The organism is uncultured Pelagimonas sp. (assembly GCF_947498515.1).
GTDB lineage: Bacteria > Pseudomonadota > Alphaproteobacteria > Rhodobacterales > Rhodobacteraceae > Pelagimonas.
In genome coordinates this window covers 17,347-43,688 of sequence record NZ_CANMKO010000006.1, presented here as the reverse complement: position 1 = coordinate 43,688, position 26,342 = coordinate 17,347, and the positions used below count along the sequence as shown (strand labels likewise).

Below are 26,342 nucleotides of genomic sequence, written 5' to 3'. Positions count from 1 at the left end.
CACCATGCCAATGCCCGTCTCCCCTCCGGTTTTGCCCACCGTTTCACGCGCCTTTGTCCAAGATTGGATCGAGTCGCTTCATCGCATGTGCCCACCAGATCAGGTCAGCGACATGCTATATCGAAGCGGCTTGCGACAGGAGAGGATCGACGGACGTGGGCGGGTAACGCACGATCAAATTGTGAAACTTTATCAGATTGTTGTGTCTGAAACCGGAGATGAGATGATGGGGCTTTGGAGCCGCATCATTCGCCCCGGAGCGCTCAAGCACCTGTGCGCCTCCGTCCTTGGGGCATCATCGCTTGCCGCGGCTTTGTACCGGTTTTCGACCTTTTGGAACCTCGTGTTGGATGACCACCACTTGAGCCTGTCGGAAACCGACAGGTCGCTGATCTTGCATATCCGTCCGATTTCTGGCGCAAACCCGTCTCGGTTCGGGCATATGCTTATGTTGAAATTGGCGCATGGGGTCGCGTCTTGGTTGGCGCTGCGCGAGCTGCCCTTGACCGGGGTTGGGTTCACCTTTCCCAAGCCGGGTTTTGCTCAGGATTATCCGATTTTGTTCCCCGGTCCGATTGTGTTTGACGAAACCACGTCTTGGATCGGTTTTGACAAAGCGCTGGGGGATTTGCCCGTGTCGCGGAGCGAAGCCGATATGACCAGCTTTCTCCAACGCGCCCCGCGGGATTGGATTTTCACGAATTCACGTGAACACGCCTTGCCTTTGCGCATTCGAGAGCTGCTTGTTCTGTCACCGCGCATGGACTGTGATCTTGGGGACGCAGCGCGGCATTTGCATGTCACACCGCGCACCTTGATCCGGCGTTTGAAATCCGAAGGGACGTCTTTTCAGGCCATCAAGGACGGGGTGCGGCGGGACATGGCCTTGCGCGATTTGGCGACGGGCAAACCGATCGAGGCGATCTCTCAGGACACGGGGTTTGCCACACCGGCGAGCTTTTACAGGGCGTTTCGTGGATGGACCGGACAAACCCCGCGCCAATACCGCGATGACATGTGCACCTAGGGCCGGATTGGCGCACCCGTTGTGTCGCGCACCACCAAGGTTGCGGCGACTTGGGTCACTGTCGCGGGCGTGTCGGGGGCCTCTAACCGGTCGAGCATGATTTGCGCGAGTTTGCGGCCAAGTTGATAAGGTGAAACGGCCATGGTGGTGAGCGGCGGAATGGCGACGGCCGCGTCTTGGACGTCATCGAAGCCGACAATTGAGATGTCCTTGCCCGGCTGTAAGCCCATGGATTGCAGCGCCAAAGACGCCCCAATCGCCACCATGTCGCCGTTGCAGACCAAGGCCGTGACCTCTGGATACGCGTCGCGCAGAGCCACCATCGCCTCCATTCCTGCCAGTTTATCATCATCGGTGTCCCAGATAATTGGGTCGCCCAAGCCGCGGTCTTGCATCACGCGGGTATAGCCTGCGATCCGTTCAGTACGCACGAAGGACCGGGATTTGCCGCCCAAAAAGGCAATGTGGTGGTGGCCAAGATCAGCCAAATGCGTGGTCGCGGTTTGGGTCGCGTCGGCATCGCGAATGCCCACGTGGTCAAAGGGTTCCGAGGGTAGGTGACGCAAGAAGGTCACGGTTGGAATGCCGTGGGTGCGCAAGAGGTCATAAGTGCTATCATCGGTGTCATCCGCAGGGACCCAAAGTAGGCCACCGCGTGCATTGCGAATAAAGGCCTGAATGTTGCGGCGTTGGCGTTCGGTGTCGTCACGGCTATCGAGAACCGAGACCAAAAACCCTTCGGATTCGAAGAGGTCGCTGACGCCGCTGATGACTTCGGCGTTAAACGGGTTGGCGATTTGATGGATGACAAATCCGATTTCACGATTGACGCCTGAGCGCATCGAGGCCGCCCGACCATCGGGTACGTAGTGCAGTTTATGTGCCGCCTCGAGCACCTTTTTACGCGTCGCGTCCGATATTCTCCCGGCCCCGCGCATCACTTGGCTGGCGGTCGCGGTCGACACCCCAGCTTCGCGAGCAACGGTAGAGAGTTTGGGCTTTTGCGACATGCGTGAGCGGGCTTTCGTGATGCAGCGTTTTACCAATAGCGACAAGAATTGGCGATTTTATAGGCAGATATCAACCGAAATGTTAGCGTATGCTCCTGTGAGGGCGAAAAAAGGGAATTGACAGGAGGTATAACGTTATACCAAACTTTACCCAGAGACTCAGTTTCGGAGGTCTGGTGTTCACACTGGGGGAAGTTGAGTCCGCATTGGAAAAATGCATCTCGGGAGGATGACATGACGTTCGGATACAAATTTGCCGGGGCAGCCGCCTTGGCCGTTACCATGACAACAGGTGCCGCGCAGGCGGATGTTCTGTTTTGGTCGACACAAGCCAAACCAGTTGAAGAAGCGCAGGCCATGCGCGAACAGGTTCTTGGCAATTTTCAGGACAAAGTTGACTACCAGCCAAACGACGGCGGCCCTTGGTTGACCCGTCTGCAGGCAGAATTGCAGGCCGGAACCGGGACAATTGGCGTTCTGGGTGCGCTACACGGTGATTTCTCGGCGATGAACGCCGACGATCTGGTTGATTTGAGCGATATTGGCGTGATGTCGGCCTCTGACACTTTCAATGAATTGGCCAAACTGGGCACCGATAGTGCGCAATACATCCCGTGGATGCAGGCGAGCTATATCATGGCGGCCAATAAAAAGGCGCTAGAGCATCTGCCAGAAGGTGCAGACATTGATGCGTTGACCTATGAGCAACTGATCGCATGGGCCGCCAATGTCCATGAGGCAACTGGTGAGGCCAAGTTTGGTTTCCCTGCGGGCCCTAAGGGACTTAAGCACCGCTTCTTCCAAGGCTATTTGTACCCATCCTACACCGATGGCGTGGTGCGTACCTTTGCCTCGGATGCGGCGGTTACAGCATGGGAAGATTTCAAGAAGCTTTGGGCGCATACCAACCCAGCCTCGACCAACTTCAGCTTCCTTCAAGAACAGTTGTTGAACGAAGACGTTTGGATTGCCTTTGATCACACCTCGCGTCTGGCACAGGCGTTTAACGAACGTCCCGATGATTTCGTCGCCTTCCCGGCGCCTGCAGGTCCAACCGGTCGTGGTTTCATGCCTGTGATCGCCGGTGTCGGTATCCCGAAAACCGCGCCTGATATGGACGCGGCCAAGGCTCTGGTGGCGCATATGCTCAAGCCGGAAACTCAGCTGGCGACTCTGCGCGCCACCAACTTCTTCCCGGTTGTTGATGTAGAGCTTCCCGGTGATCTGCCGCCTGCCGTTCAGGCCGCCGGTGGGGCCGTTGCCAAGATGAGCGGTTCGGCCGATGCCAACCCCGGTCTTTTGCCTGCTGGCCTTGGTGCCAAAGGTGGCGAATTCAACCGCGTCTTTGTCGACACGTTTGAGCGGATCGTTCTGGCCAATCAAGACATCCGTACGGTTCTGGATGACCAAAAAGGTGCGCTTGAGGCGATCATGAATGAAACCGGCGCGCCCTGCTGGGCCCCGGATGCACCTTCCGAAGGTGCTTGCCCGGTCGAGTAAGCTCGGCGCTTGTCCGGGTCACACGTGGGCCCGGACACCCACTCCCTTTTCATGTTAACTGACACACAGGAGCAGCGCCATGAACGCGCGGTACCTCCCCTATTTATTGATCCTGCCGGTCACGCTGTTTCTGTGCCTTTTCTTCTTGTACCCGTTCATTCTGGTGGCACAGCAAGCGTTTTATGCTGATGGCGGCTGGAGTCTGAAGAACTTTCAGGACGTGACCAGCCATTGGAAATTCCCGATCTCTTTCAGGAACACCATGTTGCTTGCGGCTGCTGTTGTGCCGGTGCAATTGGCGCTGGCGCTGTTGATGGCCACGATGGTCACCCGCATGCAAAAGGGCCGCGACCTTATCCTATATGTCTGGACGATCCCGCTTGGGATTTCCGATCTCGCGGCCGGTATCATCTGGCTTGCGATCTTTGAACAATCCGGTTTCCTCAACTCAATGATGAGCGGCTTGGGTGTTGTTGATCGCCCGGTGAATTTCTTAAGCTATCAACATCCCGGCATTGTTTTCCTCGCCATTGCTTTGGCCGAGATCTGGCGCGCGACAGCGATCATGCTGGTTATCCTAGTGGCGGGTATCGGGTTGATCCCCAAAGAATATTACGAGGCCGCCGAAGTGTTTGGTGCCAGCCCGTGGAAACGGTTTACCCGTATCACCCTTCCTCTGCTGCGCCCGTCTTTGCAGACCGCTCTGGTGTTACGTGTCATCCTGGCCTTTGAAATCTTTGCCGTGGTTGCGGCGCTGGGCGGCACCTTGTTCCCGGTCCTTATGGGCGAAACCTACGCCTACCAATTTGACCTGCTGAATGGCGGCGCCGCGGCGGCGATGGCCTTGATCATCCTTGCGATCTCCATCGCCTTTACTCTGATCATCATGCGTGCCCTGCGCGTCCCGAAAGGAGCAACGATATGAATGCCGAAACGCGTTCCAGCGGGCGGTTCCTATACACCGCCTCGGTTGTCCTGCTTTGCGCTTGGGTCATCGTGCCGCTTTACCTTTTGCTGATCAACACGCTGAGCTCGCCCGAAACGGTCAACAGTTTTCCCAAGCCGTTCTGGCCGGAATTTGACCTAGGCAGTCTAAGCTTCTTCGCCGGATTTGAGGGGATGCTGACAGCGCTTAAAAACTCGATCCTTGTGGCCGCGATGACGATGGTCATGTCCATCGCTATCGGTGCCCCGGCTGGTTATGCGCTGTCGCGGTTCGATTTTCCGGGCAAGGGGTTGTTTCGGCTGTTGATCTTGCTGACCCGCGCCTTTCCGTTGCCGTTGCTGGCGTTGCCTTTGGCAGTGATGTTTATCCGCACAGGGTTGGACGACACGGTGTTTGGTCTGGCCTTGGTGCACACCACATTGGCAATCCCGTTTTCTGTGCTGATCACCTTCTCGCTGTTCTCCGGCATCCCGATTGAGTTGGAAGAAGCCGCTTGGACCTTGGGCTGTACGCGCCTGACCGCCTTTACCAAGGTTGTCTTGCCGCTGATCCTTCCCGGTATCACCGCCAGCGCGATTTTTGCCTTTGTGATCTCGTGGAACGAAGTCTTTGCCGCCGCAGTTCTCACAATCGAAAACCGAACCCTCACGGCGTTCCTATTGCAGAACCTCGATACCTCACCACTGCATTTGAAATTCGCCGGTGGCTTCATCCTTGTCGTGCCAGCGCTGATCTTCATCTTTGCCGTCCGCAAATACCTGTTTGCGATGTGGGGCATCGCTAACCGTTAAGCCAACCGCTGATTGGAAACTGAAAATGGCTGTTATCGAAATCAAAAATGTCGCCAAGCGGTTTGGGTCTTATCAGGCGCTTCACGACATCAACCTGACCATCGACGATCAGGAGTTTATGGTCCTGCTCGGCGCATCGGGCTGTGGGAAATCCACCTTGCTGCGGATCATTGCCGGGCTGGAAACCCAGACCACCGGCGAAGTCTGGATCGGGGGGCGGCGGATCGACCATTTGCCACCCAAAGATCGTGGCATTGCAATGGTGTTTCAAAACTATGCGGTGTTTCCGCATTTGACGGTGTTCGAAAACATCGGCTTTGGCCTGCGGATGCAGAAATTGCCAAATGATGAGGTCAAGCGCCGCGTCGAACGCACTGCCGAGCTGATGCATATCGAACAATTGCTCAGCCGCTATTCCGGTGAGCTTTCGGGTGGGCAACGTCAACGGGTTGCTGTGGCGCGTGCTTTGGCGATGGAGCCCGATGTGATCTTGATGGATGAACCGCTCTCCAACCTTGATGCCCTGTTGCGCATGGAGATGCGCGCCGAGCTCAAAGGGGTTTTGGCTGAAAGCAACACAACCGCGATCTACGTCACCCATGACCAAGTCGAAGCCATGTCGATGGCTGATCGGATTAGCGTCATGCACGAAGGGCGGATTGTTCAGGCGGCCTCACCCATCGAGGTGTATCGCGACCCCGCCGAGCGTTTTGTCGCCGGGTTCATAGGCAATCCGCCGATGAATTTTCTCCCCGCCGAACCGACAGGGGCGGGCCAATGGCGCGTTGCCGGTCAAACCCTTAAGGGGCCTGATCTCAACCGTCCGCTGGAGTTCGCAATTCGACCCGAGGATATGACCCTTTCGGACGCTGGATTAAAGGCAAAAGCCAAGGTTGTCGAACCGCTTGGCGCGCATCTTTTGGTCACCGCCGAAGTTGACGGAACCCTGTTCCGCGCCGTCCTAGATAGCGACCTCAAGGTGTCCCCCGGCGACGTCCTGACCCTTGCCCCAACGCCAGACCGCATCCGCTGGTTTGACCCGAAATCACACCATGCCGTCCAATGACGCATAAGGACAAACAGACAATGCAAACGCTTGTGCAAAACGCCTCGGACATTCTCCGTGAGAATGATCTTGGCACTTACACCGTGCCGACCCACGGCCTCTATCCGTTTCAATGGAACTGGGACAGTTGCCTTACCGCCCTTGGTCAGGCCCATTTTGATGAGGCCCGCGCGTGGCGCGAGATCGAAACCCTGCTGGCCCATCAATGGGAAGACGGCATGGTCCCACATATCATCTTTCACAAAGAAGATGACGGCTATTTCCCCGGTCCCGATGTCTGGGCAACCGGGCGCGATGTTCCGACCTCGGGCATCACCCAGCCGGCCGTCGCTGGTTTTGCGATCAAGCGCCTGTTTGACCGCGCCAAAGACAAAGAGCTCGCTGCCAAAATGGCGCGGACCTTGTTGCCCAAGGTCTTTGCCTGGCACGAATGGTTCTTTGCCAACCGTGATCCAGAGGGAACTGGTTTGGTCGCCATTCTGCACCCTTGGGAATCCGGGCGTGACAACTCGATCGACTGGGATGATGCATTTGAACGGGTCCCAACCGAGGGCGTCTTGCCGTTCACCCGTCGTGACACCCAACATGCCAACCCCGAACACCGCCCAACCCAAGCGCAATACGAACGCTACATTTGGTTGGTGCAACTGTTCCGTAGTCTGAATTGGGACAATGCCAAACTGCACGATGCGTCGCCGTTTCAGGTTGTCGATCCGGGGTTCAACGGCATTTTGCTGCGCTCTTGTATGGACTTGGCCGACCTGGCCGATGCGCTGGGCGACACCGATACCGCCGCGAAATCGCGCGCCCAAGCCGCCAAAGGTATCGCGGCGATGGAAAGCCTGTGGAGCGACAAACACGGGCAATATCTCTGCCAAGACCGCCGTTTAGATCAATTGATCGATAGCCCGTCGGTCGGCGGGTTGATTGCCGGTTTCGCCCCTATCCCTGCTGAGCGCGCCAAAGCTTTGGCAGATAAAGTGACGGAAATGGCGGACAAGGTGAGCTATCTTGTGCCAAGCCACGACCCTGATGCGCCGGATTATGATGGCAAGCGCTACTGGCGCGGTCCGGCATGGCTCATCGTCAACTATCTGATCAGCGACGGTTTGCGCCGCGCCGGTCAAATTGAGGTGGCCAACCGGATTGCTACATCCTCGGTGCAATTGATCGAGAAAAGCGGTTTCGCCGAATACTATGACCCCAAAACCGGCGAACCCTGTGGTGGAACTCGGTTCACTTGGACCGCCGCCATGGTGATTGAATTCATCGCTCAATCTGAAAAAGGCTGACCCAACAAGGCGGCCATGTTTCTTCTTTCCCGAAATATCCTCGGGGGTGAATTGGCCGCTAGGCCAAGAGGGGGCAGACCGCCCCCTCGACTTTTTCCAAAAATGTCGCGTAGCGAATTAGAAAAACGCCTGCAATCCGGTTTGCGCCCGCCCCAAGATCAACGCGTGAACGTCATGTGTGCCTTCATAGGTGTTCACGGTTTCGAGGTTCACCATGTGACGGATAACGTGGAAATCTTGACTGATGCCATTGCCACCGTGCATGTCGCGGGCATGGCGGGCGATTTCTAGGGCTTTGCCACAGTTGTTGCGCTTGATGATCGAAATCATCTCTGGCGCGGCTTGGGCCTCGTCCATCAAACGCCCGACGCGCAAAGAGGCCTGCAGGCCCAATGCAATCTCGGTCTGCATATTCGCCAGCTTCAATTGAAACAGCTGAGTCTGCGCCAATGGTTTGCCAAACTGCTTGCGATCCAACCCATATTGCAGAGCGGCGTGCCAACAGGCCTCAGCGGCACCCATCGCGCCCCAGCTGATGCCGTAGCGCGCGCGGTTCAAGCAACCAAACGGCCCCTTCAGACCGGACACATTGGGCAACAAAGCGTCCTCGCCGACTTCAACATTGTCCATGACAATTTCACCGGTGATCGAGGCGCGCAGGCTCTGTTTGCCTTCAATCTTGGGCGCGCTAAGGCCCTTGGTTCCCTTCTCAAGAACAAAACCTTTGATCTTGCCATCATGCGCTCCTGATTTGGCCCAGACGACAAAGACATCGGCGATCGGCGCGTTGGAAATCCACATTTTGGAGCCATTCAACACATAGCCGCCATCAACCTTTTTGGCGGTGGTTTTAAGGCTGCCTGGATCGCTCCCCGCGTCGGGTTCGGTTAGGCCGAAACAGCCGATGTATTCGCCGCTTGCCAGTTTTGGCAGGTACTTCTGGCGCTGTTCGGCGGTGCCGTAGGCATAGATTGGATACATCACCAAAGAGGACTGAACCGACATCATCGAGCGATAGCCACTATCCACGCGCTCAACCTCACGCGCAACGAGCCCATAGGTCACATAGCCCGCGCCAAGCCCACCGTATTCTTCGGGGATTGTGGTGCCAAGCAGGCCCATCTCACCCATCTCGCGGAAAATATCCGGGTCGGTTTGTTCATTGGCAAAGGCATCGGTCACACGCGACATCAGCTTGTCTTGCGCATAGGCCTTGGCGCTGTCGCGGATCATGCGTTCGTCTTCATTCAGCTGGTTTTCCAGCAAAAACGGGTCTTCCCAAGAAAAGCTGGACAAGCTGGGTTGGGACTGAGGGGACAGATGCGATGACATGGGCAAAGCCTTTCAAGACGGGGTTTCATCATGACATAAGGGCAAGAACCTTGCCCGCAAAGCAAATTTCCGGCATGAAAACATTCCAATGGGGAATGAAATGGCCACATCACGACGCTTCACACCGCCTTTGGCTTACTTAACCGCCTTCGAAGCGGTGGCGCGTCACGGATCGGTGACGGACGCAGCGCGGGAGTTGGACCTAACCCAAAGCGCCGTGTCCCGGCAGATCCAAAAGCTTGAGGCGCAGGTCGGCGGGGTGTTGTTTGAGCGTGACCGCAAGCGGTTGCACCTCACGGCGCAAGGCGCGTCTTATGCCCGCGATATCCGCGCTGCCTTGGCTCAAATCCAAACCGCAACAATTGCGCTTCAATCCAATCCTGACGGCGGGGCGCTCAACCTCGCGAGTTTGCCAAGCTTTGGCACCCATTGGCTGGCTCCACGGCTGCCGGGGTTTCTATCGGCGCATCCGGGGATCACCTTGAACATGTCGACGCGACTGGTGGCTTTTGATTTCGCGGATGAAAGCTTTCACGCTGCCATTGTCCATGGTCAGGGCAACTGGCCGCGGACCGGGCAATTGAAGCTGTGGGATGAACAGATGCTGGCCGTTGCCGCGCCAGAGCTTTTGGCGCAGGGCGCAGTGACAGATTTGCCGCGTTTGCAATTAGAAACCCGCCCCAACGCTTGGGCGGATTGGTTTGCGGCGCACAATCTGCCGCAGCCGGGCAAACCGGCGATGGTGGTTGATCAATTTGGCACGATGTTACGGGCGGCGCAGGCCGGATTGGGTGTCGCTTTGATGCCGGACTATCTTGTGGCGCAAGAGATTCAGGCGGGTTCCTTGATCGAACTGCCCCAAGCCCGGCCGGTTAGCATCGGTGCTTACTTCCTGATCTGGCCGGAACGCGGCGGGGACTATCCCGCCTTGGTCGCGTTCCGGGATTGGTTGCAAACCGCCAGCGCGACCCGTTTTACGCTTTGAGGCGATAACCGCTTTTGAACCAATACCAAGCCAGCCCGCAGATCGCCAAAGTCGCCGCAAGTGCTACGGCAAAGCCAAAGGCCGGATTGCTGTCAGAGACGCCAATCACACCCCAACGAGCCCCATCAATCAGGTAAAACACCGGATTGAGATGGGTGATTTGATACAGAATCGGCGGCAATGCTTCGACGGAATAAAAGGTGCCGGACAAGAAGGCCAAGGGCGTGACGACAAAGTTGGTGATGGCGGCCATTTGGTCGAACTTATTGGCGATGATCCCGGCCAAAATGCCTAAGGCCGACAAGAACGCAGCCCCCAGAATGACAAAGCACAGCGCCACCAACGGGTGGGCGGGAACAATGCCCAAGACCAACCACTGGGCCGTACCGATCGCCAAAGCGACGATAACACCACGCACAACCCCGCCCGCCATATAGCCGACCACCAGTTCGAAAGCTGACAGAGGCGGCATCAAGGTGTCGACGATATTGCCTTGGACCTTTGAAATCACCAGCGAACTTGACGTGTTGGCAAAGGCGTTTTGGATCACCGTCATCATCAAGATGCCCGGAGCGATAAAGGTGGCGAAATCAACCCCCATCACATCGCCACGTTTTGACCCGATGGCGATGGTGAAAATCAACATGAACAGGCCCGCCGTTACCAAGGGTGCCAACAAGGTTTGGGTCCAAACATTTAAGAATCGCAGGATTTCGCGCAGAGCCAGTGTCTTGAGACCCAGCCAATTTACCGCGCCAAAGCGTCGATCACCGGGGTGAAAGCTCGGATTTTGTAGATTCGTCTGTGACATTGGTGCCCCTCGTTTCCTTGCCCGTCTTGTATCTTGTTTCGCAATGATTAGAATAGGGCCAACTCAGAAACGACAGGCGGTCCCTAGGGGGCCGCTTTTTCAGTGGGAATACACGATGTCCTGGACCGATGAACGCGTCGAGACGCTCAAAAAGATGTGGGGCGAAGGCCAATCCGCTAGTCAGATTGCCAAAGAACTCGGCGGGGTGACCCGAAATGCCGTGATCGGCAAGGTGCACCGTCTGGGCCTATCGAACCGCGCCGGTTCCGGTGGATCAGCCGATGCCAAGGCCAAAGCCAAGGCGAAGACAGAGGTCAAGCCCAAGCCAGCGCCCAAGCCCAAGGCGGCCGAAGCGGCCCCCAAGCCAAAGCCCGCACTAGAGCCCAAGCCAGCGGCGGCGGCACCTGCGGCGACAACCCCGGCTGTTTTGCCCGCGCGAAAACAGATCATTCCAGCCGGTCAGCCGTTGCCACCGCAACCTTCGGCCAACGAAATCTCGCCCGAGGCCTTGGCCCGTGTGAGCGAAGTTGAAAAGAAGGCCAAGAAGCTGACGTTGATGGAATTGACTGAGCGGACCTGCAAATGGCCGGTTGGCGACCCTGCGACCGATGATTTCTGGTTCTGCGGTCTGCCTGTTCAACAGGGCAAACCCTATTGCGAAGCCCATGTTGGCGTCGCCTTCCAGCCTATGAGCTCGCGCCGCGACCGCCGTCGCTAAGCCTGTTTAGAAAACTCATGAACAGCGCCCTGCCGACATCGGCAGGGCGTTTTCATTTCTGCGCCTTGGTATGGTGCGACAGCATCGCCAGAAAGGCCTTGGTCGTTGGTTTTTCGACTTTGGACCCGGGCCAAATAGCGTGAACGGGAATGGCGGGCAGGGACCAGTCGGGCAAGATTTCAACAAGCGAGCCATCCGCAATTTGGGTCGCCACATAATGACGGGGCGGTGAGGCCACGGCCATACCATGTGTCGCCAAATCAACCATGGCTTCGATGTTGTCGACACTGAGGTTGCCGTCCTGTTCAATGTCTTGAGATGTGCCGGAGATATGGGTGAGCCGTCGACGAGTGCCAAGATGGCTGTGCTTGATCCAAGGCACTTGGGCTAGATCGTCGAGGGTTTCGATCTTGCCATGCTCGGCTAAAAACCTTGGGGCGGCCACTAATATGCGAGGCATTTCCCAGACGTGGGTGCATTTCAACGACGAATCTTGCAAGACCCCAGCCCGCAATGCCAGATCGATTTGATCTGCAATCAAGTCATGTGCGGTGTCGGAGTAGCACAGATCCAAGTCCACATTTGGGTGATCACGTTGGAATTGTGCCAATGCGTTTGAGACCGGAGATCGCAACAGCGAAACAGTCAGCGCAATGCGAAATCGACCCCGCAATGTCCCATCGCCGTTGAGCGCCTCTTCCAACCCGGCTTCGGCTAGGTGGCGCATGTTACTTGCTGCGTCGCGCAAACGTTCACCGGTTTCGGTCAGGGTCAGTTTGCGAGTCGAGCGATAGATCAGCGGGCCGCCAACGGCCTGTTCAAGCAGTTGGACATGGTAGGTGACCGCAGCCGGTGTCATGCCCAAAGCGCGCGCCGCTCCGCGAAAGGAGCCTTGTTGCGCGACCTCGGCAAAGATTCCGAGAGATTTGAGATGTTCGATGCTCATTGCTATAATTTTTTGATCAGTGCGTTCAATTGTTACTATATTTTGTACAAGAGGTCCCAGCAATAGGTTGGTTAGGTTAACCGAGGACCTTCCATGCCATCACTGCTACCCATCGCTTTCTTTGCGTTTACCATGTCGTTCTTGCCCGGACCGGTGAATATCATCACCCTTGCCTCGGGCTTGCAAAATGGTGTCCGCCCGACGCTAGGCTTTGTGACTGGGGCCACGTTTGGGTTTGCTGCGTTGTTGGCGGTCATTGGTGTTGGAATGGCGGAATTACCAGAGACAGGTGGGGTGATCTTGGATGTGATGACCTGGATCGGGGCCGGGTTGATCGTTTATATTGCGATGCCGCTTTTTCGGCCAAACGCCTTGGGCACATCCCAGAAACAACCGATCCCGACCTTTGCGCAGGGCGCGTTGTTGCAATGGTTAAACCCAAAAGCGTGGGGCGCGATCCTTGCGGCGCTCTCATTGTTCAATCTGCGGCCCGGATCACTCGACCTTGTCTTGGTGATCGCGGTGTGGAGCGTTTTGTGTTTCATCGGGGTTGGCGTTTGGGCGGTGTTTGGTGCGCAGATGCAGCGCCTTTTGCGCAACCCCGCCTACATGACAATGATGTGCCGTGTGATGGGCAGTGTTCTGCTCCTCCTAGTGGGCATCTTTCTTTGGCGCTGGGCGCAATCCTGACGACCCCCTTCCCACAAGGCCGGGGGCAGGCTATACGCCCGCATGGTTCAGAATCCCCCAGATATCCGCCCCGATCTTGCGCCGCGTGCGCAATTTGGTGACACGCGCCGCGATGGCCAGCCGACTGTTGGCATGGTATCGCTTGGTTGCCCCAAAGCCTTGGTCGATAGCGAACGCATCCTGACCCGGCTGCGTGCCGAAGGGTACGGGATTTCGCCCGACTATAGTGGCGCGGATGCGGTGATTGTGAACACCTGCGGGTTCCTTGATAGCGCCAAGGCCGAAAGCCTTGAGGCGATTGGTGAGGCTTTGCAGGAAAACGGCAAGGTCATCGTGACCGGCTGTCTTGGCGCGGACCCGGAATATATCACCGGCGTGCATCCCAAGGTTATGGCGGTCACCGGCCCGCACCAATACGAACAGGTATTGGATGCGGTGCATGGGGTTGTGCCGCCGTCGCCCGATCCGTTTATTGATCTATTGCCCGCCCGTGGCATCAGCCTAACCCCGCGCCATTTCAGCTATCTGAAGATTTCTGAGGGCTGCAATCACAAGTGCAAGTTCTGCATCATCCCCGATATGCGCGGCAAGCTGCAATCACGACCCCACAAGGCGGTGCTGCGCGAAGCCGAAAAGCTTGTTGAGGCAGGTGTGCAGGAGCTTTTGGTGATTAGCCAAGATACCTCGGCCTATGGGGTTGATTGGAAGGATGCAGAGCGGGGCGCCGAAAAACACATTACCCGTCTTGCACGTGACCTTGGTAGCCTCGGTGCGTGGGTGCGCCTGCATTATATCTATCCTTACCCGCATGTGCGCGAGCTGATCCCGCTGATGGCGGATGGCTTGATCCTGCCCTATTTGGATGTGCCATTCCAACATGCGCACCCTGATACGCTCAAACGCATGGCGCGTCCGGCGGCGGCGGAACGCACCTTGGACCGGATCGCGGAATGGCGCGGCATTTGCCCCGACATTACGCTGCGCAGTACGTTTATCGTTGGCTATCCGGGGGAAACCGAGGCCGAATTCCAAACTCTTTTGGATTGGATGGACGAAGCACAATTGGACCGTGTCGGCTGTTTTCAATATGAAAACGTCGACGGTGCGCGCTCAAACGACTTGCCCGATCATGTGCCAGATGAGGTCAAGCAAGAGCGCTGGGACCGGTTCATGGAAAAGGCACAGGCGATTTCCGAAGCCAAGCTGGCCGCCAAGGTGGGCAAGGTTATGGATGTGATCGTGGATGACGTTGACGAAGATGGCATTGCCACTTGTCGCACCAAGGCGGACGCGCCTGAGATTGATGGCAACCTGTTCATCGACGAAGGGGCAGGTGATCTTGCGCCGGGTCAAATTGTGTCCGTAGAGGTGGACGAAGCCGGGGAATACGATCTTTGGGGACGCTTGGTTTAGGGCTTTCAGCAATGAATTGCTCACATGACAAAAAGTGTCGGCAAGGTGCCGCTTGGTCATCTCGTCGGTGTTGAAAAGGTCTCTCGTCGCTCCCATGTTGAGAGAAATTTTTCAACTGTGAGACAGTCATGTATACTGACCAAAGTGGACGATCTGTTTTATCAGAGTTCTCAAATATGACGCGCCGCCATCGTCGCGAAATGGCGCGTCGTTTCATCTACAAAAAGGGTATTCGACCCAAGGACCTCGCTGAACAGCTATTGGTTCTCGAAGCCTTGGAAAAAGATGAAACGCTTACAAGTTTTGACCACTTTTATGCGTTGATCGCTGGTGCCCATAAGATTTGTGAACAGGTCGATTTGCCGCGCGCCAAAGAGCGTGCCGAAAAAATGTGGCTTCATTGGCCAAATGTCAGGTCGATGCCTGTTGGCTACGGCTTGCGCAAAGATCGGACACATCTGGTGTTTTCCTATCTCAACGTCGCTATGAACCTGGATATTCTGTCGGGAGGACGCCGTTCCAACCAGTGGGCTGAGATCGTGCTGCAAGAGGTTGAGAAACTCAATCCGCGCCAAATGACGCCCTATTTGTTCAACAGCAATAGCAACATCGTCAAGGCACTCGGCCTTGCCGCGTTGTCATTTCCCCAAGACGTCGATCGTATTCACGACATTTCCCTAAAATTGGTGTCATATGGTATTGAGATCAATAATCCGGTTTTCTGGTGGTTTTTCAGCCGGTTCCGCGCTCCGTCACATATGACGGAGGTGAAGCCGAGGGCTGGGTTTGGGTCGCACCTAAATACGATGCGACGCGTTTTTGCATTGGAAGAAGCTCGCTACAGCAGGCTAGGTCCGGATCGGCAGCGTGCCCTACACAAAGTGGCGGATTTGTGCGTCGCACAGGCCAACCCGGTTCAAAAACAAGCTCTCATAGGTGCCGTCGAAAAACGCTCAACGTTCTCGGATTTGCCTTAGGCCTGTTCATCCTCAAGGTGCAGCTTCATATCAATGAGCACCTTTTGAATCGCGAGCGTTTCTTTGAGCAATCGCTTGGCTTCGTTGGCGGTAATAATGCCGTCTTCGATGGATTGGTGGTATTCGGCCATCAACATCCCGAACCGCTGCGAGAGGGCGATGACGTCTGAGTTCACGCCGCCTTCGCTCTGAGAGTTTCTCCGCGACTCGTCGAAGTTCAGGGTTATTCCCTTAAGTTCCGCCAAAGCAGCCGTAACATGCGGGTAGGACGCGGCCTCTTCCAAAGCGGCCACTGCATCTACCGGCATGTAACGATCTTCATGTTCCGGATAGTCGGAATAGTAGCGCCCAAGCGTTGCTTTGGATTTGCCAGTCAATTCACAGGCGGCTTCGATGCCGACGTCCTTGACCAGAGCTTCGATGTGTTTTTTCAGGTAGCGCCCGACAGATGCCATGTCTTGTCCTCGTGCCCGGGACCTCCCGGGGAACTTTCAAACTTCATTCCCATTACCGCTATCTGCCAGAAATGTCATGTAGAAAACGTCCCTGCGTGTGTTGGGGTGTACGAGTTTCCGGTTCCCAGACCGGATTTGGTGACGAGAAGGGAAGGCTTTGAATGGTCTCTGGGGGTGCTTTGGTTATCCGCCCCTTCTCATTTACCCAGTTTGCTCAGGTTCAGGGTCCCGTGACCCCCGGGGGATACTCCCCAGGATCCTGACCTGAGCGAATAGGTTTTTTCCGGCTCTCACCTTGCCCATTTTGCCCAGTTGCGGCACATGATGCGCCATGGCCAAACTGCACTTTCAATACTCCACCATGAACGCCGGCAAATCGACTTTGCTGTTGCAAGCCGCGCACAACTACAATGAACGCGGGATGCAGACCTATCTGTTGACCGCCTCTTTTGATGATCGTGCGGGCGCGGGCAAAATTGGCTCGCGGATTGGTCTGTCACGCGAGGCTGATTTGTTTGACAGCAAGGCCGACCTGTTTTCCAAAATCAAAACACGTCTCGATCAAGGGCCCGTGGCCTGCGTTTTTGTGGACGAAGCCCAGTTTCTGACCCGCGACCAAGTCTGGCAATTGGCGCGTGTGGTCGATGATTTGGATGTGCCGGTGATGGCCTATGGGCTGCGGGTCGATTTCCGGGGCGAGCTGTTCCCCGGTTCCGCCGCTCTCTTGGCCTTGGCCGATGAAATGCGCGAGGTGCGCACCATTTGCCATTGCGGACGCAAGGCGACTATGGTCATCCGACAAGACGATCAGGGCAGGGCGTTGGTAGATGGTGAACAGGTGCAAATCGGCGGCAATGAAACCTACGTTAGCCTTTGCCGACGCCATTGGCGCGCTGCGGTGGGTGACAAGGGGTAAACGCTGATGTTTGGGCTTTCGCTGAACGCTCAAACCTTTTGGACCGGTCTTGTCGTCGCAATTGTCGGCTTCTTCAGCTCTTTCCCGATTTTCCTTCAAGGCGTCGAAGCCATGGGGGCCAGCCCCGCCCAAGCCTCTTCGGCGGTTATGGCCGGGTCCGTGGCCATGGGCATCGCAGCGATCTTCTTAAGCCTGCGCTACAAAATGCCCGCCAGTGTCGCGTGGTCGACGCCGGGGGCGGCGCTCTTGGCGGTCTCTGTACCGGATGCCGCCGGGTTTGCCGGGGCGGTGGGGGCATTTGTCTTTGCAGGCGTCTTAGGGGTTGTCTCTGGCTTCTGGCGGCCCTTGGCCCGTTTGGCCGCCGCAATCCCTGCGCCGATCACTATGGCGATGTTGTCTGGCGTGTTGTTCTCAATCTGCCTCGTGCCGTTTCGCAGCTTGGCTGAGGCTCCGGCCATTGCCGTGCCGATCATGCTGACATGGTTTGTGGTTGGGCGATTCTCACGTCTCTTCGCTGTGCCTGCTTCGGTCATTGCGCTGGTGGTCCTTGTCGTCATCCAAAATGATGGATTTCCGGTGCCACCCGATATCTTGACCGACCCAGTGGTCGTGGTGCCGGTGTTTTCTCTCTCCGCGATACTAAGTCTGGGCCTGCCTTTGTTTCTTGTCACCACCGCGACGCAAAACATTCCCGGTGTCTCGGTCCTAAAGGCCAATGGCTATGAACCGCCCTCGGGGTCTCTCTTTGCGACGGTCGGGGTGTTTAGCATCCTTAGCGCGCCCTTTGGGGCCATTTCGACCTGCGTCGCCGCGATCACGGCGGCAATGTGTTGTGATGAAAACGCCCATCCTGACCCGGCGCAACGCTATATGGCGGCGGTCTGGGCTGGCTTGTTTTATTGTCTCTTCGGGGTCTTGGCGGCGGGCGTGACCTTTATCGCCGGTCTTGCACCGCCCTTGGCCATGGCCACCCTTGCCGGTGTGGCGCTATTCAATGTCTTTGCTAACTCCGCATCGGTCGCGCTAGGCAACGAAGACACTCGCGAAGCCGCGGCTCTGACCTTTGTCATGACGGCGTCAGGGGTGACGATGCTTGGGCTAGGGGCGGCGGTTTGGGGTTTGTTGGTTGGTTGCGCGGTTCACCTGATCAAACTCAAGACAACCCGCGCGCGGTGATTGCGATTAGGCCCGTTCGACCAGAACCGAGCCAACCGAATAGCCCGCCCCAAAGGAACAAATCACGCCGCGATCACCGGGTTGCATATCTTCGGAGTTTTGCGAAAAGGCGATGATCGACCCGGCGGAGGATGTATTGGCATAGTCTTGCAAGATGTTGGGTTGTTCACCCTCTTCCGGTACCCGGCCCAACACTTTTTTCCCGATGAAATCGTTCATGGTCTTGTTGGCTTGATGCAGCCAAAGCCGGCGCAGGTCGCTGGCCTCCCATCCCGTGTCGGCCAAATGGGTCAGGATATGCGTCGAAACCATCGGCAATACTTCTTTGAAGACCCTGCGACCGTTCTGCATGAACTGCATGTCGCGGCGGTCTTCCATCTGATCATGGGCGTTGCGCAAGAAACCGTGGTTATTGCGGATGTTGTTTGAGAACTTGGTGGCGCAGCTGGTCGCTTGGATGGTGAAATGCGGGCCAGTCGCCTCTTCGTCGCGTTGGATCACCACCGCCGTGGCCACGTCGCCAAAGATGAAATGGCAATCGCGGTCGCGCCACTCCAAATGCCCCGAACAAATCTCAGGGCAAATGACCAAAGCACGGCGAACCGAACCCGAGCGCACCATATCCGCGGCGGCCTGAATGCCAAAAGTGGCCGAGGAGCAGGCGACATTCATGTCAAAGGCAAAGCCGCCAGCGCCCAAAAGATTCTGAATCTCAATGGCAATTGCCGGGTAGGCGCGTTCGTGGTTGGATGCGGCACAAATCACCAGATCAATATCGCCCCCGCTTAGCCCGGCCATTTCAAGCGCTTTGTTGGCGGCGTCCACGCCCATTTCGGCCATAATACCGGGGGTATCATCGGCACGGGCGGGCAATTGTGGATGCATGCGATCCGGGTCCAAAACCCCGGATTTATTCATCACATAGCGCCGTTCAATCCCCGAGGCATTAAAGATGAATTCCGAACTTGAATGACCAATCGCCTCGGCCTCACCGGCGTCAATCTCGGCCTGATGCGCGGCATTCCACCGGTCTGCATAGGCGTTGAACGCCACCACCAATTCGTCGTTGCTGATCGATTGCGACGGGGTGAACACCCCATGTCCGGTGATGGCTGGCTGGTACATCCGAGTTCTCCTTTGGCCCAAGACCGAACCCCAACCACGCGCAGAGGTCAAGCTTTGCCGCAGGGTAAAGTGCCTTTAATGCAGGCGTGAACCAGCGGGAACCGGCTTATCCGGACGGGCCAGAACGATATCGCCGTTGTCGTCGGAATAGCCAAGCACCAGAACCTCGGACATAAAGGGCCCGATTTGACGCGGTGGGAAATTGACCACGGCCATCACCTGTTTTCCAACAAGGTCCTCGGGCGTATAGTGCACAGTGATCTGGGCCGACGATTTCATTTCGCCAATCTCTTTGCCGAAATCGATCCAAAGCTTGATGGCGGGTTTGCGGGCCTCGGGAAAGGGTTCGGCGCGCTTAACCGTGCCCACCCGAATATCTACGGCCAGAAAATCGTCAAATGTGATCTCAGCCATTGGCCAACTCCTTGGATCGATCCGTTGCGGCGGCCACTGTTGCCTTGATCAGGTCGGGTAAACCGCCGTCGTCTTTCATCAAAACCTCAAGTCCGGCCTGTGTTGTGCCATTGGGTGAGGTCACATTGCGGCGTAGTTGCGCGGCGCTTTCATCGCTTTGTTGCGCCAATGCGCCCGCTCCGGCTACGGTCGCCTGGGCCAATTTCATCGCCATCTCGGGTGCAAGGCCCTGTGCCTCACCGGCGGCGGCAAGGCATTCAATCATATGGAAGACATAAGCCGGGCCTGACCCGCTTACCCCGGTCACCGCGTCAATCTGACCTTCATTGTCCAAGCGCACAACTTCGCCAACCGCTGATAGCAAATCTTGCGACATATCCATGTGGTGGGATGTGGCGCGAGTGTTGCCTGCTATGGCCGTGATCCCCTGACCGATGGCGGCGGGTGTGTTGGGCATGGCGCGAATGATCGGGGTCTCGGCCCCCAAAATCGCCTCGTAATTGGCGATGGTCACCCCAGCCGCCACAGACAAGAACAAGGTCTCCCCGTTGCCTAGCGCTTGTAGCGACGGTAAAGCCTCGGCCATCATCTGCGGTTTGACGGCCACCAAAACAATGGCCGGGTTGGCGGGCAAGGGTTCATTCAAATGCACACCCTGCGCGCTTAGCCAATCCGACGGGTAGGGATCGGTTACCCAAACCGAGCCGGACGGCAATCCACGCGCCAGCCAGCCTTCCAACATGGCCGAACCCATCTTGCCGCATCCCAACAAAACCAACCCGCGTTTCGCGATCTCGCTGTCTTGCATCTCATCCCCCAAAATCCAACTCCCCAACAGCTACGCAAAGAAAAAGGGCACCGCAATGGCACCCTTGGCTTCTTCTTTCCGAAAGTATCCCGGGGGGCGCCGTGGCGACGGGGGCAGCGCCCCCAAACCCGGTTCAGGCCCGCGTGTCAGGCCCGTGTGTCAGGCCCGACCATAGGCCTCGGCAATGGCCACTTGCATTGAGGCCTTGGCGCTTTTGTCGGTCCAGACCATCAATTGAAAGGCTGGGTAATACCGTTCGGCGCTCATCACGGCGGCGTTGATCATCGTGTCGATTTGCTCGGGCGAAGCAACGTTACCACCCGCGAGCACCAACCCGTATTTGTAAACCATCAACTTTTGCGCAGCCCAATAGCTGAACGATCCGGCCCAGCATTGGTCATTCACAAGGTTCAACCCCTCGTGCAGCACATCCACCTTGTCCGAAGGCGGGTCCATGTCAAACGTACAGATCATCCGCAGTGTTTCATCGCCACCCGACCACGCCAGTGTGATCGAATAGGTGCGCCATTGCCCTTCGACTGCCATGGCGATTTGGTCATCCGCCAAACGCTCAAATTCCCAGTCATTGTGAACCGCGATGTGCTCAACAATATCGATCGGGTGCAGGTCTTCTTCAAGGTAATGCTCGGACAGGGACATGCCGTCACCTCTTTTGTTATAGCGTAACAGGGGCCGATCTCTGCCAACGCTTGCTGACTGCTCTAGGGTCTGCGTTGTAGCCCGCGACCCTTACCAGATATGGTGCATGTGCCGAGGGGGGTAAGTAAAGCAATATTTTACGTGCACACACAGTAAGTTGTGGATGGATTGGACTTGTCCACAGAATATAGAGTTATCCACAGCTTGAGAGCACAAGGGTTCAGGACGTGAGGCTTGCCCCAAAACAAACCTGCTGAACCACCGGCACGGTTCCTTGGGGAACAACCTCAAAACGCTGTTCGATCAAGACCTTGTCCGCAAAGATCACCTGAAACGTCCAAACACCCAAAAGCAGTTCGTCGTCTTGTTCGAACGTATAAAGGTTCAGCGCGGCTTCACCGGCTTGCATCGGCGCGGCCCAGCTTTGTTCGGCGATCCCGTTCGCGCCCATCGGCGGATGAATAATCCGCATCCGTGCGCCATTGAGCACTGCATCGGCGCTCATTTTAGTGCGAAGGCCAAAGCTTAACCCGATATGGGCGGGCACGAATTGGGTGGTCACGTCTATCACGCGGGTCTGATCAATCAGGTTGATCACCCCGGATGCCGTCTCCGGCGCGGCCTCGGTTCCGGTCTGGGTCACTTCGCAAATCACCCCATGATCCAAAAGCGAAACCGGTGACACGTCTTCGGCGACCAAAACAGACGGTACAAGCAATGCCAAAATGGCGAAACGAAACATGGTCAGACCTCTCATCGGCTTGATGGCAATATAGGTGTGCCTGTATCGGAATGCAGCCCCACCGCGCCCTAGAGGGGGGGGCGTCAAACGAAAACGGCCCCCTCTGAGCAATCAGAGAGGACCGGATAAGGCGTTTCGCTTGGCGTCGGGCGGTTTTACCCGATAGCCACGGCTTTTACATCTTCATCAATGAAGGGCACGTACTGTTCGAAATTGTTCGCGAACATTTCAACCAGCTTGGCCGCCTGCGCGTCATAGGCTTCTTTGTCGTCCCACGTCTTGCGTGGGTCCAGCAATAGCTCGGCAACACCTTCTACAGACACCGGAACCTCAAAGCCGAAGTTCGGGTCTTTGCGGTATTCAGCATTGTTGAGCGACCCGTTCAAAGCGGCATGAAGCAAAGCGCGGGTGGCGCGGATTGGCATCCGCGATCCTTCGCCATAGGCGCCACCGGTCCAGCCAGTGTTCACCAACCAGCAGGTCGCGCCATGTTTGGCGATCTTGTCGCGCAGCAGGTTGCCATAGGCTTCTGGACGGCGTGGCATGAACGGAGCCCCAAAGCAGGTCGAAAATGTTGGCTCTGGCTCGGTCACGCCGCGCTCGGTGCCCGCAACCTTGGAGGTGAAGCCCGACAGGAAGTGGTACATCGCCTGCGCAGGTGTCAAACGCGCGATCGGAGGCAGAACACCAAAGGCATCACATGTCAGCATGATGATGTTCTTGGGGTGGCCACCCAGCGCGGTTTTCGACGCGTTGTCGATGTAGTGAAGCGGGTAGGCGCAACGCATGTTGGCGGTGAGGCTGTCATCTTTGAAGTCGAGATCACGGGTCTCTTCGTCGTAGACCATGTTCTCGATCACGGTGCCGAATTTCTCGGTCGTGGCGTAGATTTCAGGCTCGGCCTCGGGCGACAGGTTAATGGTCTTGGCATAGCAGCCACCTTCAAAGTTGAAGGTGCCACGATCCGACCAACCATGTTCGTCGTCCCCAATCAGAACGCGCTCTGGGTCGGCGGACAGGGTGGTTTTACCGGTGCCCGACAGACCAAAGAAGATGGCCGTGTCGACAGGGTTGCCAACCGCATGGTTCGCCGAACAATGCATCGCCATGATGTCTTTGCCGGGCAGGATGTAGTTGAGCAGGGTGAAAACAGATTTCTTGTTCTCACCGGCATATTCGGTGTTGGCGATCAGGATGGTTTTCTTGTCGAAATTCATCGCAATCACGGTGTCGGTCCGACAGCCGTGCTTTTCCGGATTCGCTTGGAACGATGGGCAGTTGATGATTGTCCAATCGGCAACAAACGTGTCGAGATCTTCGCGATCTGGGCGACGCAGCATGTGACGGATGAACAGGTTGTGCCAAGCCAGCTCGGACACAACCCGCACGTCGATGGCGTTGGCCGGATCGGCCCCACCTACCAGATCTTGTACGTAATAGTCCTTGCCTTTCATGTGCTCGATCATGTCGGCATGAAGCGCGTCAAAGCCTTCGGGCGTCATTGGGGCGTTGTTTTCCCACCAGATGCTGTCGGCAACGCTGTCTGTCTTGACGATGAATTTATCCTTGGGGGACCGGCCGGTGAACTTGCCGGTGGTCACAAGGAACGAACCGCCCTTGCCCAGGCTGCCTTCGCCTCGTTTCAGGGCCGCTTCGATCAAAGCGGGCTCCATGAGGTTGTAATAGACATTGCCCAACCCTTCGATCCCTTGATCTTCGAGGCGGAATTGCGGGTTTACCCGTCCAAATGTCATTTGCGTAGCTCCTGTAGCGCGCTGTCTTGAAAGATTCTTGCGGCAGGGGGCCGCAATATGACAGCTCCTTAGCACGTCGTTTTCCGGCGTGAACAGGACGCAAAAGCGCAGTTAGCGCAACCAGTCAAAGGTTTAGCGATACCATAGCGAAAGCTTGCCAAGGGTTTTGGTTAATCTGCCTAATGTTTGCGCCCCCATGTGGAAACAAAGGTGAGGCATTTTGGTCATTCCTTAACAGATTTCGTCCGAAATGTGGCAATGACAGTGCCTGATTCGCCGTGGGGGATTGTTGTAAAGTGGTAAATGCCCCATAGTGACGCAAAAAACAGGCAACCAGAGCAGTAATAAGGAATGCCCCATGTCAAAAATCGCCCTTGTGGACGATGACAGGAATATCCTGACGTCGGTTTCGATGACTCTTGAGGCTGAGGGTTTCGAAGTAGAGACATATAATGACGGTCAAGCCGCGCTTGACGCGTTCAACAAACAAATGCCCGATATGGCTGTGTTTGATATCAAAATGCCCCGTATGGACGGCATGGATCTGTTGCAGCGTGTGCGCCAAAAATCCAAGATGCCGGTTATCTTCCTGACCTCCAAAGACGATGAAATCGATGAGGTTTTGGGCCTGCGTATGGGCGCGGACGACTATGTGAAAAAGCCGTTTTCACAGCGCTTGCTGGTCGAGCGTATTCGCGCGCTTTTGCGTCGCCAAGAGGCCGTTGCCGGTGACGTTGTTGGTGACACCGAAGAGACCAAGCTGATGACTCGCGGGTCGCTGACTATGGACCCTCTGCGTCACGCGGTGACATGGCGGGGCAATGATGTATCCCTAACAGTGACAGAGTTCTTGCTACTGCAAGCGCTTGCTCAGCGCCCGGGATTTGTGAAATCGCGCGATCAGCTGATGGATGTCGCATATGATGATCAGGTCTATGTTGATGACCGGACGATCGACAGCCATATCAAGCGCTTGCGCAAGAAAATGCGAACCGCTGATGATGAATTTTCGGCGATCGAAACACTGTATGGTATCGGTTACCGGTATAACGAAGAGTAAGAGATGGCTTTGGCCGAACGTATGAACTCTGGCGGCGGCGGCGAAGATCGCCGCGATGCCGATTTGGTGCTGGGCGACGATTGGGTCGCGCCAGACAGCACTGTTGAAAAAGAGCTGCGTGACACCCGTGCGCGTCGCAGCCTGTTTTCGCTAAAACGCTCTCCGATGACCCGCAAGATCATCACGTTTAACCTGATTGCTGTAAACGTGTTGGTGGCGGGTATTTTGTGGCTGAATTCGTCGCGTGATATTCTCGCCATTCAGCGGGCCAACTCTTTGCAGTCCGAAGTTGAGTTGATCGCAGATGTGTTCGAGGCTCAACTGCCCTCCGGTGCTCCGGTAAGCCTTGCGACGTCCGACGGAATAGATGTTGCCGAAACGGTCGAAGGGATCGAGCTGCGCGAAGGCGTTCAGTTGATGATTTTCGACACCGGAAATTTCTTGGTTGGTGAGGCGTCCGGGAAAATGGCACCGATGATGTCGATTGCCCCAACCGAAGAAAAGCCGACCTTGATTTCGGATTTCTTGGGGCGCGCAACCGAAAGCATCACAGGCCTGTTTACGATGTTCTCGGATGAGCCTGAGTTGGTTCTTGAGGACAAGCTGCGTCGCATGATCGAAGCTGGAGACCCGGCTTTGACGCGGGTCATCGCCGAAGACGTGAGCAGCGGCAACGCCCTGTTCCACGCCTTTTCTCCGATCCAACAAGGCAATGCTATTCTAGGAACGGTGGCCCTCGTCTCTTCTGCCAAAGAAATTGACGACGCTGTTCGGGTGGAACGCGAACGCATTCTTCAGATGTTTGTAATCGCCACGCTTGTGTCGATTGGTCTGAGCCTTGTGCTTGCCTCGACCATTGCTAATCCGATCTCTGATTTGGCAGATGCCGCCGAAATTGGCCGCGACCGGCACCGCCGTAGCGTCGCGCCCGGTCGTATTAGAATTCCTGATCTGACGGCGCGGCCCGATGAAATTGGCCGCTTGTCCGGGGCGTTGCGCGGTATGGTGAGCGCGCTTTACGACCGGATCGACAGCAATGAACAATTTGCCGCTGACGTTGCGCATGAGATCAAGAACCCACTTGCGAGTTTGCGCTCGGCCGTTGGCTCGCTCCGTATGGTCAAGAAAGAAGAACACCGCAACAAATTGCTGGATGTCATCGACCATGACGTGCGCCGGTTGGACCGTCTGGTGAGTGATATCTCCAATGCCTCACGCCTTGATTCCGAGCTGGTCAAAGAGGAAGAGCAAGAATTCAACCTTATGGAAATGGTTGGCAATATTGCAGAATTCCTTGGGCAAGATGCCGAGAAGAAGGGGATTGAGTTCATCACCGACTTGCCGTCGCGTCCGATCAACATTCACGGATTGGAACCGCGTTTGGCGCAGGTTTTTGTCAACCTGATCACCAATGCGATTAGTTTTTGCGAAGATGGCGACGCCATTCGTGTATGGGCTCGCCGACGTGACAACCGGGTTCTGGTCGTCGTCGAAGATACCGGACCGGGCATTCCCGAAGAGGCCTTGGCTAAGATTTTCAAACGCTTCTACACATCGCGCCCGCAATCCGATTTTGGCAACAACTCTGGCCTCGGGCTGGCGATTTCCAAACAGATTGTTGAGGCGCATGGCGGTGTGATCTGGGCGGAAAACATTCGTCCAACCGAGGCAGACGTTACATCCGAACCATTGGGTGCGCGTTTTGTCGTCGGCCTGCCGCTCTGATCC

General features: G+C 56.4%; 26 protein-coding genes. 15 read left to right on the top strand and 11 right to left on the bottom strand.

What is annotated here, in order from left to right; all coding sequences use genetic code 11:
• Window positions 1–4: 4 nt before the first annotated feature.
• Entirely contained in the window at window positions 5–1,027 is a 1,023-nt protein-coding gene (locus tag Q1A43_RS12335; protein ID WP_299935559.1) for an AraC family transcriptional regulator, read from the top strand.
• Here the strand turns inward: Q1A43_RS12335 and Q1A43_RS12330 are convergent.
• Window positions 1,024–2,037: a LacI family DNA-binding transcriptional regulator gene (locus Q1A43_RS12330; RefSeq protein ID WP_299935556.1), complete on the bottom strand. Its 1,014-nt coding sequence runs from the start codon at window positions 2,035–2,037 to the stop codon at window positions 1,024–1,026. The two genes, Q1A43_RS12335 and Q1A43_RS12330, sit on opposite strands and share 4 nt — an antisense overlap.
• A 234-nt stretch (window positions 2,038–2,271) precedes the next feature.
• Here Q1A43_RS12330 and Q1A43_RS12325 point away from each other — a divergent pair, with 234 nt between their 5' ends.
• The 5 genes from Q1A43_RS12325 (at window position 2,272) to Q1A43_RS12305 (ending at window position 7,632) form a co-directional block, all read left to right on the top strand.
• Window positions 2,272–3,537, top strand: coding sequence for an ABC transporter substrate-binding protein (locus tag Q1A43_RS12325; RefSeq protein ID WP_299929706.1), 1,266 nt, complete (start codon window positions 2,272–2,274; stop codon window positions 3,535–3,537).
• A gap of 79 nt (window positions 3,538–3,616) precedes the next feature.
• Window positions 3,617–4,462 carry a sugar ABC transporter permease gene (locus Q1A43_RS12320; protein WP_299929710.1) on the top strand — a complete coding sequence of 282 codons (846 nt, stop codon included), beginning with the start codon at window positions 3,617–3,619 and terminating at the stop codon, window positions 4,460–4,462.
• On the top strand, window positions 4,459–5,274 hold the full coding sequence (locus tag Q1A43_RS12315; RefSeq protein WP_299935553.1) for a carbohydrate ABC transporter permease: 816 nt from the start codon (window positions 4,459–4,461) through the stop codon (window positions 5,272–5,274). The genes Q1A43_RS12320 and Q1A43_RS12315 overlap by 4 nt, the downstream gene beginning before the upstream one ends.
• A 25-nt stretch (window positions 5,275–5,299) precedes the next feature.
• Entirely contained in the window at window positions 5,300–6,340 is a 1,041-nt protein-coding gene (locus Q1A43_RS12310) for an ABC transporter ATP-binding protein (protein WP_299935551.1), read from the top strand.
• 20 nt (window positions 6,341–6,360) lie between these two features.
• Window positions 6,361–7,632, top strand: a complete 1,272-nt coding sequence (locus tag Q1A43_RS12305; protein WP_299935549.1) for a trehalase family glycosidase — start codon at window positions 6,361–6,363, stop codon at window positions 7,630–7,632.
• 117 nt (window positions 7,633–7,749) lie between these two features.
• Here the strand turns inward: Q1A43_RS12305 and Q1A43_RS12300 are convergent, their stop codons facing one another.
• On the bottom strand, window positions 7,750–8,964 hold the full coding sequence (locus Q1A43_RS12300; protein WP_299935546.1) for an acyl-CoA dehydrogenase: 1,215 nt from the start codon (window positions 8,962–8,964) through the stop codon (window positions 7,750–7,752).
• Window positions 8,965–9,064: 100 nt separating this feature from the next.
• Between Q1A43_RS12300 and Q1A43_RS12295 the strand changes: the two genes are divergently transcribed.
• Window positions 9,065–9,949 (top strand): LysR family transcriptional regulator, encoded by an 885-nt coding sequence (locus Q1A43_RS12295; RefSeq protein WP_299935544.1) that lies wholly within the window; start codon window positions 9,065–9,067, stop codon window positions 9,947–9,949.
• Here the strand turns inward: Q1A43_RS12295 and Q1A43_RS12290 are convergent.
• Window positions 9,939–10,760, bottom strand: coding sequence for an ABC transporter permease (locus Q1A43_RS12290; protein WP_299929728.1), 822 nt, complete (start codon window positions 10,758–10,760; stop codon window positions 9,939–9,941). The genes Q1A43_RS12295 and Q1A43_RS12290 overlap by 11 nt on opposite strands.
• Before the next feature lie 115 nt (window positions 10,761–10,875).
• On the opposite strand from Q1A43_RS12290, the gene Q1A43_RS12285 reads away from it, so the two are divergent.
• Complete coding sequence (locus Q1A43_RS12285) at window positions 10,876–11,478, top strand: GcrA family cell cycle regulator (RefSeq protein ID WP_299935541.1); 603 nt, start codon at window positions 10,876–10,878, stop codon at window positions 11,476–11,478.
• A 52-nt stretch (window positions 11,479–11,530) separates the two neighbouring features.
• Here the strand turns inward: Q1A43_RS12285 and Q1A43_RS12280 are convergent, their stop codons facing one another.
• A complete protein-coding gene (locus Q1A43_RS12280; RefSeq protein ID WP_299935539.1) occupies window positions 11,531–12,424 on the bottom strand; it encodes a LysR family transcriptional regulator in 894 nt (297 codons plus the stop codon).
• Between the two features lie 93 nt (window positions 12,425–12,517).
• Here Q1A43_RS12280 and Q1A43_RS12275 point away from each other — a divergent pair, with 93 nt between their 5' ends.
• From Q1A43_RS12275 to Q1A43_RS12265, 3 genes are all read left to right on the top strand, one after another.
• Complete coding sequence (locus Q1A43_RS12275) at window positions 12,518–13,114, top strand: LysE family translocator (protein WP_299935536.1); 597 nt, start codon at window positions 12,518–12,520, stop codon at window positions 13,112–13,114.
• A gap of 42 nt (window positions 13,115–13,156) precedes the next feature.
• A complete protein-coding gene (gene rimO / locus Q1A43_RS12270) occupies window positions 13,157–14,527 on the top strand; it encodes a 30S ribosomal protein S12 methylthiotransferase RimO (protein ID WP_299935534.1) in 1,371 nt (456 codons plus the stop codon).
• Between the two features lie 176 nt (window positions 14,528–14,703).
• A complete protein-coding gene (locus tag Q1A43_RS12265) occupies window positions 14,704–15,504 on the top strand; it encodes a hypothetical protein (protein WP_299935531.1) in 801 nt (266 codons plus the stop codon).
• Here the strand turns inward: Q1A43_RS12265 and Q1A43_RS12260 are convergent.
• Window positions 15,501–15,959: a hypothetical protein gene (locus Q1A43_RS12260; RefSeq protein ID WP_299929746.1), complete on the bottom strand. Its 459-nt coding sequence runs from the start codon at window positions 15,957–15,959 to the stop codon at window positions 15,501–15,503. The two genes, Q1A43_RS12265 and Q1A43_RS12260, sit on opposite strands and share 4 nt — an antisense overlap.
• 331 nt (window positions 15,960–16,290) lie before the next feature.
• Between Q1A43_RS12260 and Q1A43_RS12255 the strand changes: the two genes are divergently transcribed.
• Both Q1A43_RS12255 and Q1A43_RS12250 read left to right on the top strand, forming a co-directional pair.
• Complete coding sequence (locus Q1A43_RS12255) at window positions 16,291–16,875, top strand: thymidine kinase (protein ID WP_299935530.1); 585 nt, start codon at window positions 16,291–16,293, stop codon at window positions 16,873–16,875.
• Window positions 16,876–16,881: 6 nt separating this feature from the next.
• A complete protein-coding gene (locus Q1A43_RS12250) occupies window positions 16,882–18,051 on the top strand; it encodes a benzoate/H(+) symporter BenE family transporter (RefSeq protein WP_299935527.1) in 1,170 nt (389 codons plus the stop codon).
• Between the two features lie 6 nt (window positions 18,052–18,057).
• On the opposite strand, the gene Q1A43_RS12245 is transcribed toward Q1A43_RS12250, so the two are convergent.
• The 6 genes from Q1A43_RS12245 to Q1A43_RS12220 form a co-directional block, all read right to left on the bottom strand.
• On the bottom strand, window positions 18,058–19,176 hold the full coding sequence (locus Q1A43_RS12245) for a beta-ketoacyl-ACP synthase III (protein ID WP_299935524.1): 1,119 nt from the start codon (window positions 19,174–19,176) through the stop codon (window positions 18,058–18,060).
• 75 nt (window positions 19,177–19,251) lie between these two features.
• Window positions 19,252–19,590: a tRNA-binding protein gene (locus Q1A43_RS12240; protein WP_299935521.1), complete on the bottom strand. Its 339-nt coding sequence runs from the start codon at window positions 19,588–19,590 to the stop codon at window positions 19,252–19,254.
• Window positions 19,583–20,398 carry a pyrroline-5-carboxylate reductase gene (gene proC / locus Q1A43_RS12235; RefSeq protein WP_299935518.1) on the bottom strand — a complete coding sequence of 272 codons (816 nt, stop codon included), beginning with the start codon at window positions 20,396–20,398 and terminating at the stop codon, window positions 19,583–19,585. The genes Q1A43_RS12240 and proC overlap by 8 nt, the downstream gene beginning before the upstream one ends.
• 159 nt (window positions 20,399–20,557) lie before the next feature.
• The gene (locus Q1A43_RS12230) at window positions 20,558–21,058 is read right to left on the bottom strand and encodes a YbjN domain-containing protein (protein ID WP_299929765.1); all 501 of its coding nucleotides are present in this window, start codon (window positions 21,056–21,058) and stop codon (window positions 20,558–20,560) included.
• 220 nt (window positions 21,059–21,278) lie between these two features.
• Window positions 21,279–21,800, bottom strand: a complete 522-nt coding sequence (locus tag Q1A43_RS12225; RefSeq protein WP_299935515.1) for a DUF3859 domain-containing protein — start codon at window positions 21,798–21,800, stop codon at window positions 21,279–21,281.
• Window positions 21,801–21,955: 155 nt separating this feature from the next.
• On the bottom strand, window positions 21,956–23,554 hold the full coding sequence (locus Q1A43_RS12220; RefSeq protein WP_299929771.1) for a phosphoenolpyruvate carboxykinase: 1,599 nt from the start codon (window positions 23,552–23,554) through the stop codon (window positions 21,956–21,958).
• Window positions 23,555–23,912: 358 nt separating this feature from the next.
• Here Q1A43_RS12220 and Q1A43_RS12215 point away from each other — a divergent pair, with 358 nt between their 5' ends.
• Both Q1A43_RS12215 and Q1A43_RS12210 read left to right on the top strand, forming a co-directional pair.
• Window positions 23,913–24,614, top strand: a complete 702-nt coding sequence (locus Q1A43_RS12215) for a response regulator transcription factor (RefSeq protein ID WP_299929774.1) — start codon at window positions 23,913–23,915, stop codon at window positions 24,612–24,614.
• Window positions 24,615–24,617: 3 nt separating this feature from the next.
• On the top strand, window positions 24,618–26,339 hold the full coding sequence (locus Q1A43_RS12210) for a sensor histidine kinase (protein WP_299935513.1): 1,722 nt from the start codon (window positions 24,618–24,620) through the stop codon (window positions 26,337–26,339).
• Window positions 26,340–26,342 lie beyond the last annotated feature (3 nt).

Bases quoted from the DNA above. Each gene is read 5' to 3' on its own strand.
- Q1A43_RS12335 (WP_299935559.1), top strand. From the start codon at position 5: ATGCCAATGCCCGTCTCCCCTCCGGTTTTGCCCACCGTTTCACGCGCC.
- Q1A43_RS12330 (WP_299935556.1), bottom strand. From the start codon at position 2,037: ATGTCGCAAAAGCCCAAACTCTCTACCGTTGCTCGCGAAGCTGGGGTG.
- Q1A43_RS12325 (WP_299929706.1), top strand. From the start codon at position 2,272: ATGACGTTCGGATACAAATTTGCCGGGGCAGCCGCCTTGGCCGTTACC.
- Q1A43_RS12320 (WP_299929710.1), top strand. From the start codon at position 3,617: ATGAACGCGCGGTACCTCCCCTATTTATTGATCCTGCCGGTCACGCTG.
- Q1A43_RS12315 (WP_299935553.1), top strand. From the start codon at position 4,459: ATGAATGCCGAAACGCGTTCCAGCGGGCGGTTCCTATACACCGCCTCG.
- Q1A43_RS12310 (WP_299935551.1), top strand. From the start codon at position 5,300: ATGGCTGTTATCGAAATCAAAAATGTCGCCAAGCGGTTTGGGTCTTAT.
- Q1A43_RS12305 (WP_299935549.1), top strand. From the start codon at position 6,361: ATGCAAACGCTTGTGCAAAACGCCTCGGACATTCTCCGTGAGAATGAT.
- Q1A43_RS12300 (WP_299935546.1), bottom strand. From the start codon at position 8,964: ATGTCATCGCATCTGTCCCCTCAGTCCCAACCCAGCTTGTCCAGCTTT.
- Q1A43_RS12295 (WP_299935544.1), top strand. From the start codon at position 9,065: ATGGCCACATCACGACGCTTCACACCGCCTTTGGCTTACTTAACCGCC.
- Q1A43_RS12290 (WP_299929728.1), bottom strand. From the start codon at position 10,760: ATGTCACAGACGAATCTACAAAATCCGAGCTTTCACCCCGGTGATCGA.
- Q1A43_RS12285 (WP_299935541.1), top strand. From the start codon at position 10,876: ATGTCCTGGACCGATGAACGCGTCGAGACGCTCAAAAAGATGTGGGGC.
- Q1A43_RS12280 (WP_299935539.1), bottom strand. From the start codon at position 12,424: ATGAGCATCGAACATCTCAAATCTCTCGGAATCTTTGCCGAGGTCGCG.
- Q1A43_RS12275 (WP_299935536.1), top strand. From the start codon at position 12,518: ATGCCATCACTGCTACCCATCGCTTTCTTTGCGTTTACCATGTCGTTC.
- rimO (WP_299935534.1), top strand. From the start codon at position 13,157: ATGGTTCAGAATCCCCCAGATATCCGCCCCGATCTTGCGCCGCGTGCG.
- Q1A43_RS12265 (WP_299935531.1), top strand. From the start codon at position 14,704: ATGACGCGCCGCCATCGTCGCGAAATGGCGCGTCGTTTCATCTACAAA.
- Q1A43_RS12260 (WP_299929746.1), bottom strand. From the start codon at position 15,959: ATGGCATCTGTCGGGCGCTACCTGAAAAAACACATCGAAGCTCTGGTC.
- Q1A43_RS12255 (WP_299935530.1), top strand. From the start codon at position 16,291: ATGGCCAAACTGCACTTTCAATACTCCACCATGAACGCCGGCAAATCG.
- Q1A43_RS12250 (WP_299935527.1), top strand. From the start codon at position 16,882: ATGTTTGGGCTTTCGCTGAACGCTCAAACCTTTTGGACCGGTCTTGTC.
- Q1A43_RS12245 (WP_299935524.1), bottom strand. From the start codon at position 19,176: ATGTACCAGCCAGCCATCACCGGACATGGGGTGTTCACCCCGTCGCAA.
- Q1A43_RS12240 (WP_299935521.1), bottom strand. From the start codon at position 19,590: ATGGCTGAGATCACATTTGACGATTTTCTGGCCGTAGATATTCGGGTG.
- proC (WP_299935518.1), bottom strand. From the start codon at position 20,398: ATGCAAGACAGCGAGATCGCGAAACGCGGGTTGGTTTTGTTGGGATGC.
- Q1A43_RS12230 (WP_299929765.1), bottom strand. From the start codon at position 21,058: ATGTCCCTGTCCGAGCATTACCTTGAAGAAGACCTGCACCCGATCGAT.
- Q1A43_RS12225 (WP_299935515.1), bottom strand. From the start codon at position 21,800: ATGTTTCGTTTCGCCATTTTGGCATTGCTTGTACCGTCTGTTTTGGTC.
- Q1A43_RS12220 (WP_299929771.1), bottom strand. From the start codon at position 23,554: ATGACATTTGGACGGGTAAACCCGCAATTCCGCCTCGAAGATCAAGGG.
- Q1A43_RS12215 (WP_299929774.1), top strand. From the start codon at position 23,913: ATGTCAAAAATCGCCCTTGTGGACGATGACAGGAATATCCTGACGTCG.
- Q1A43_RS12210 (WP_299935513.1), top strand. From the start codon at position 24,618: ATGGCTTTGGCCGAACGTATGAACTCTGGCGGCGGCGGCGAAGATCGC.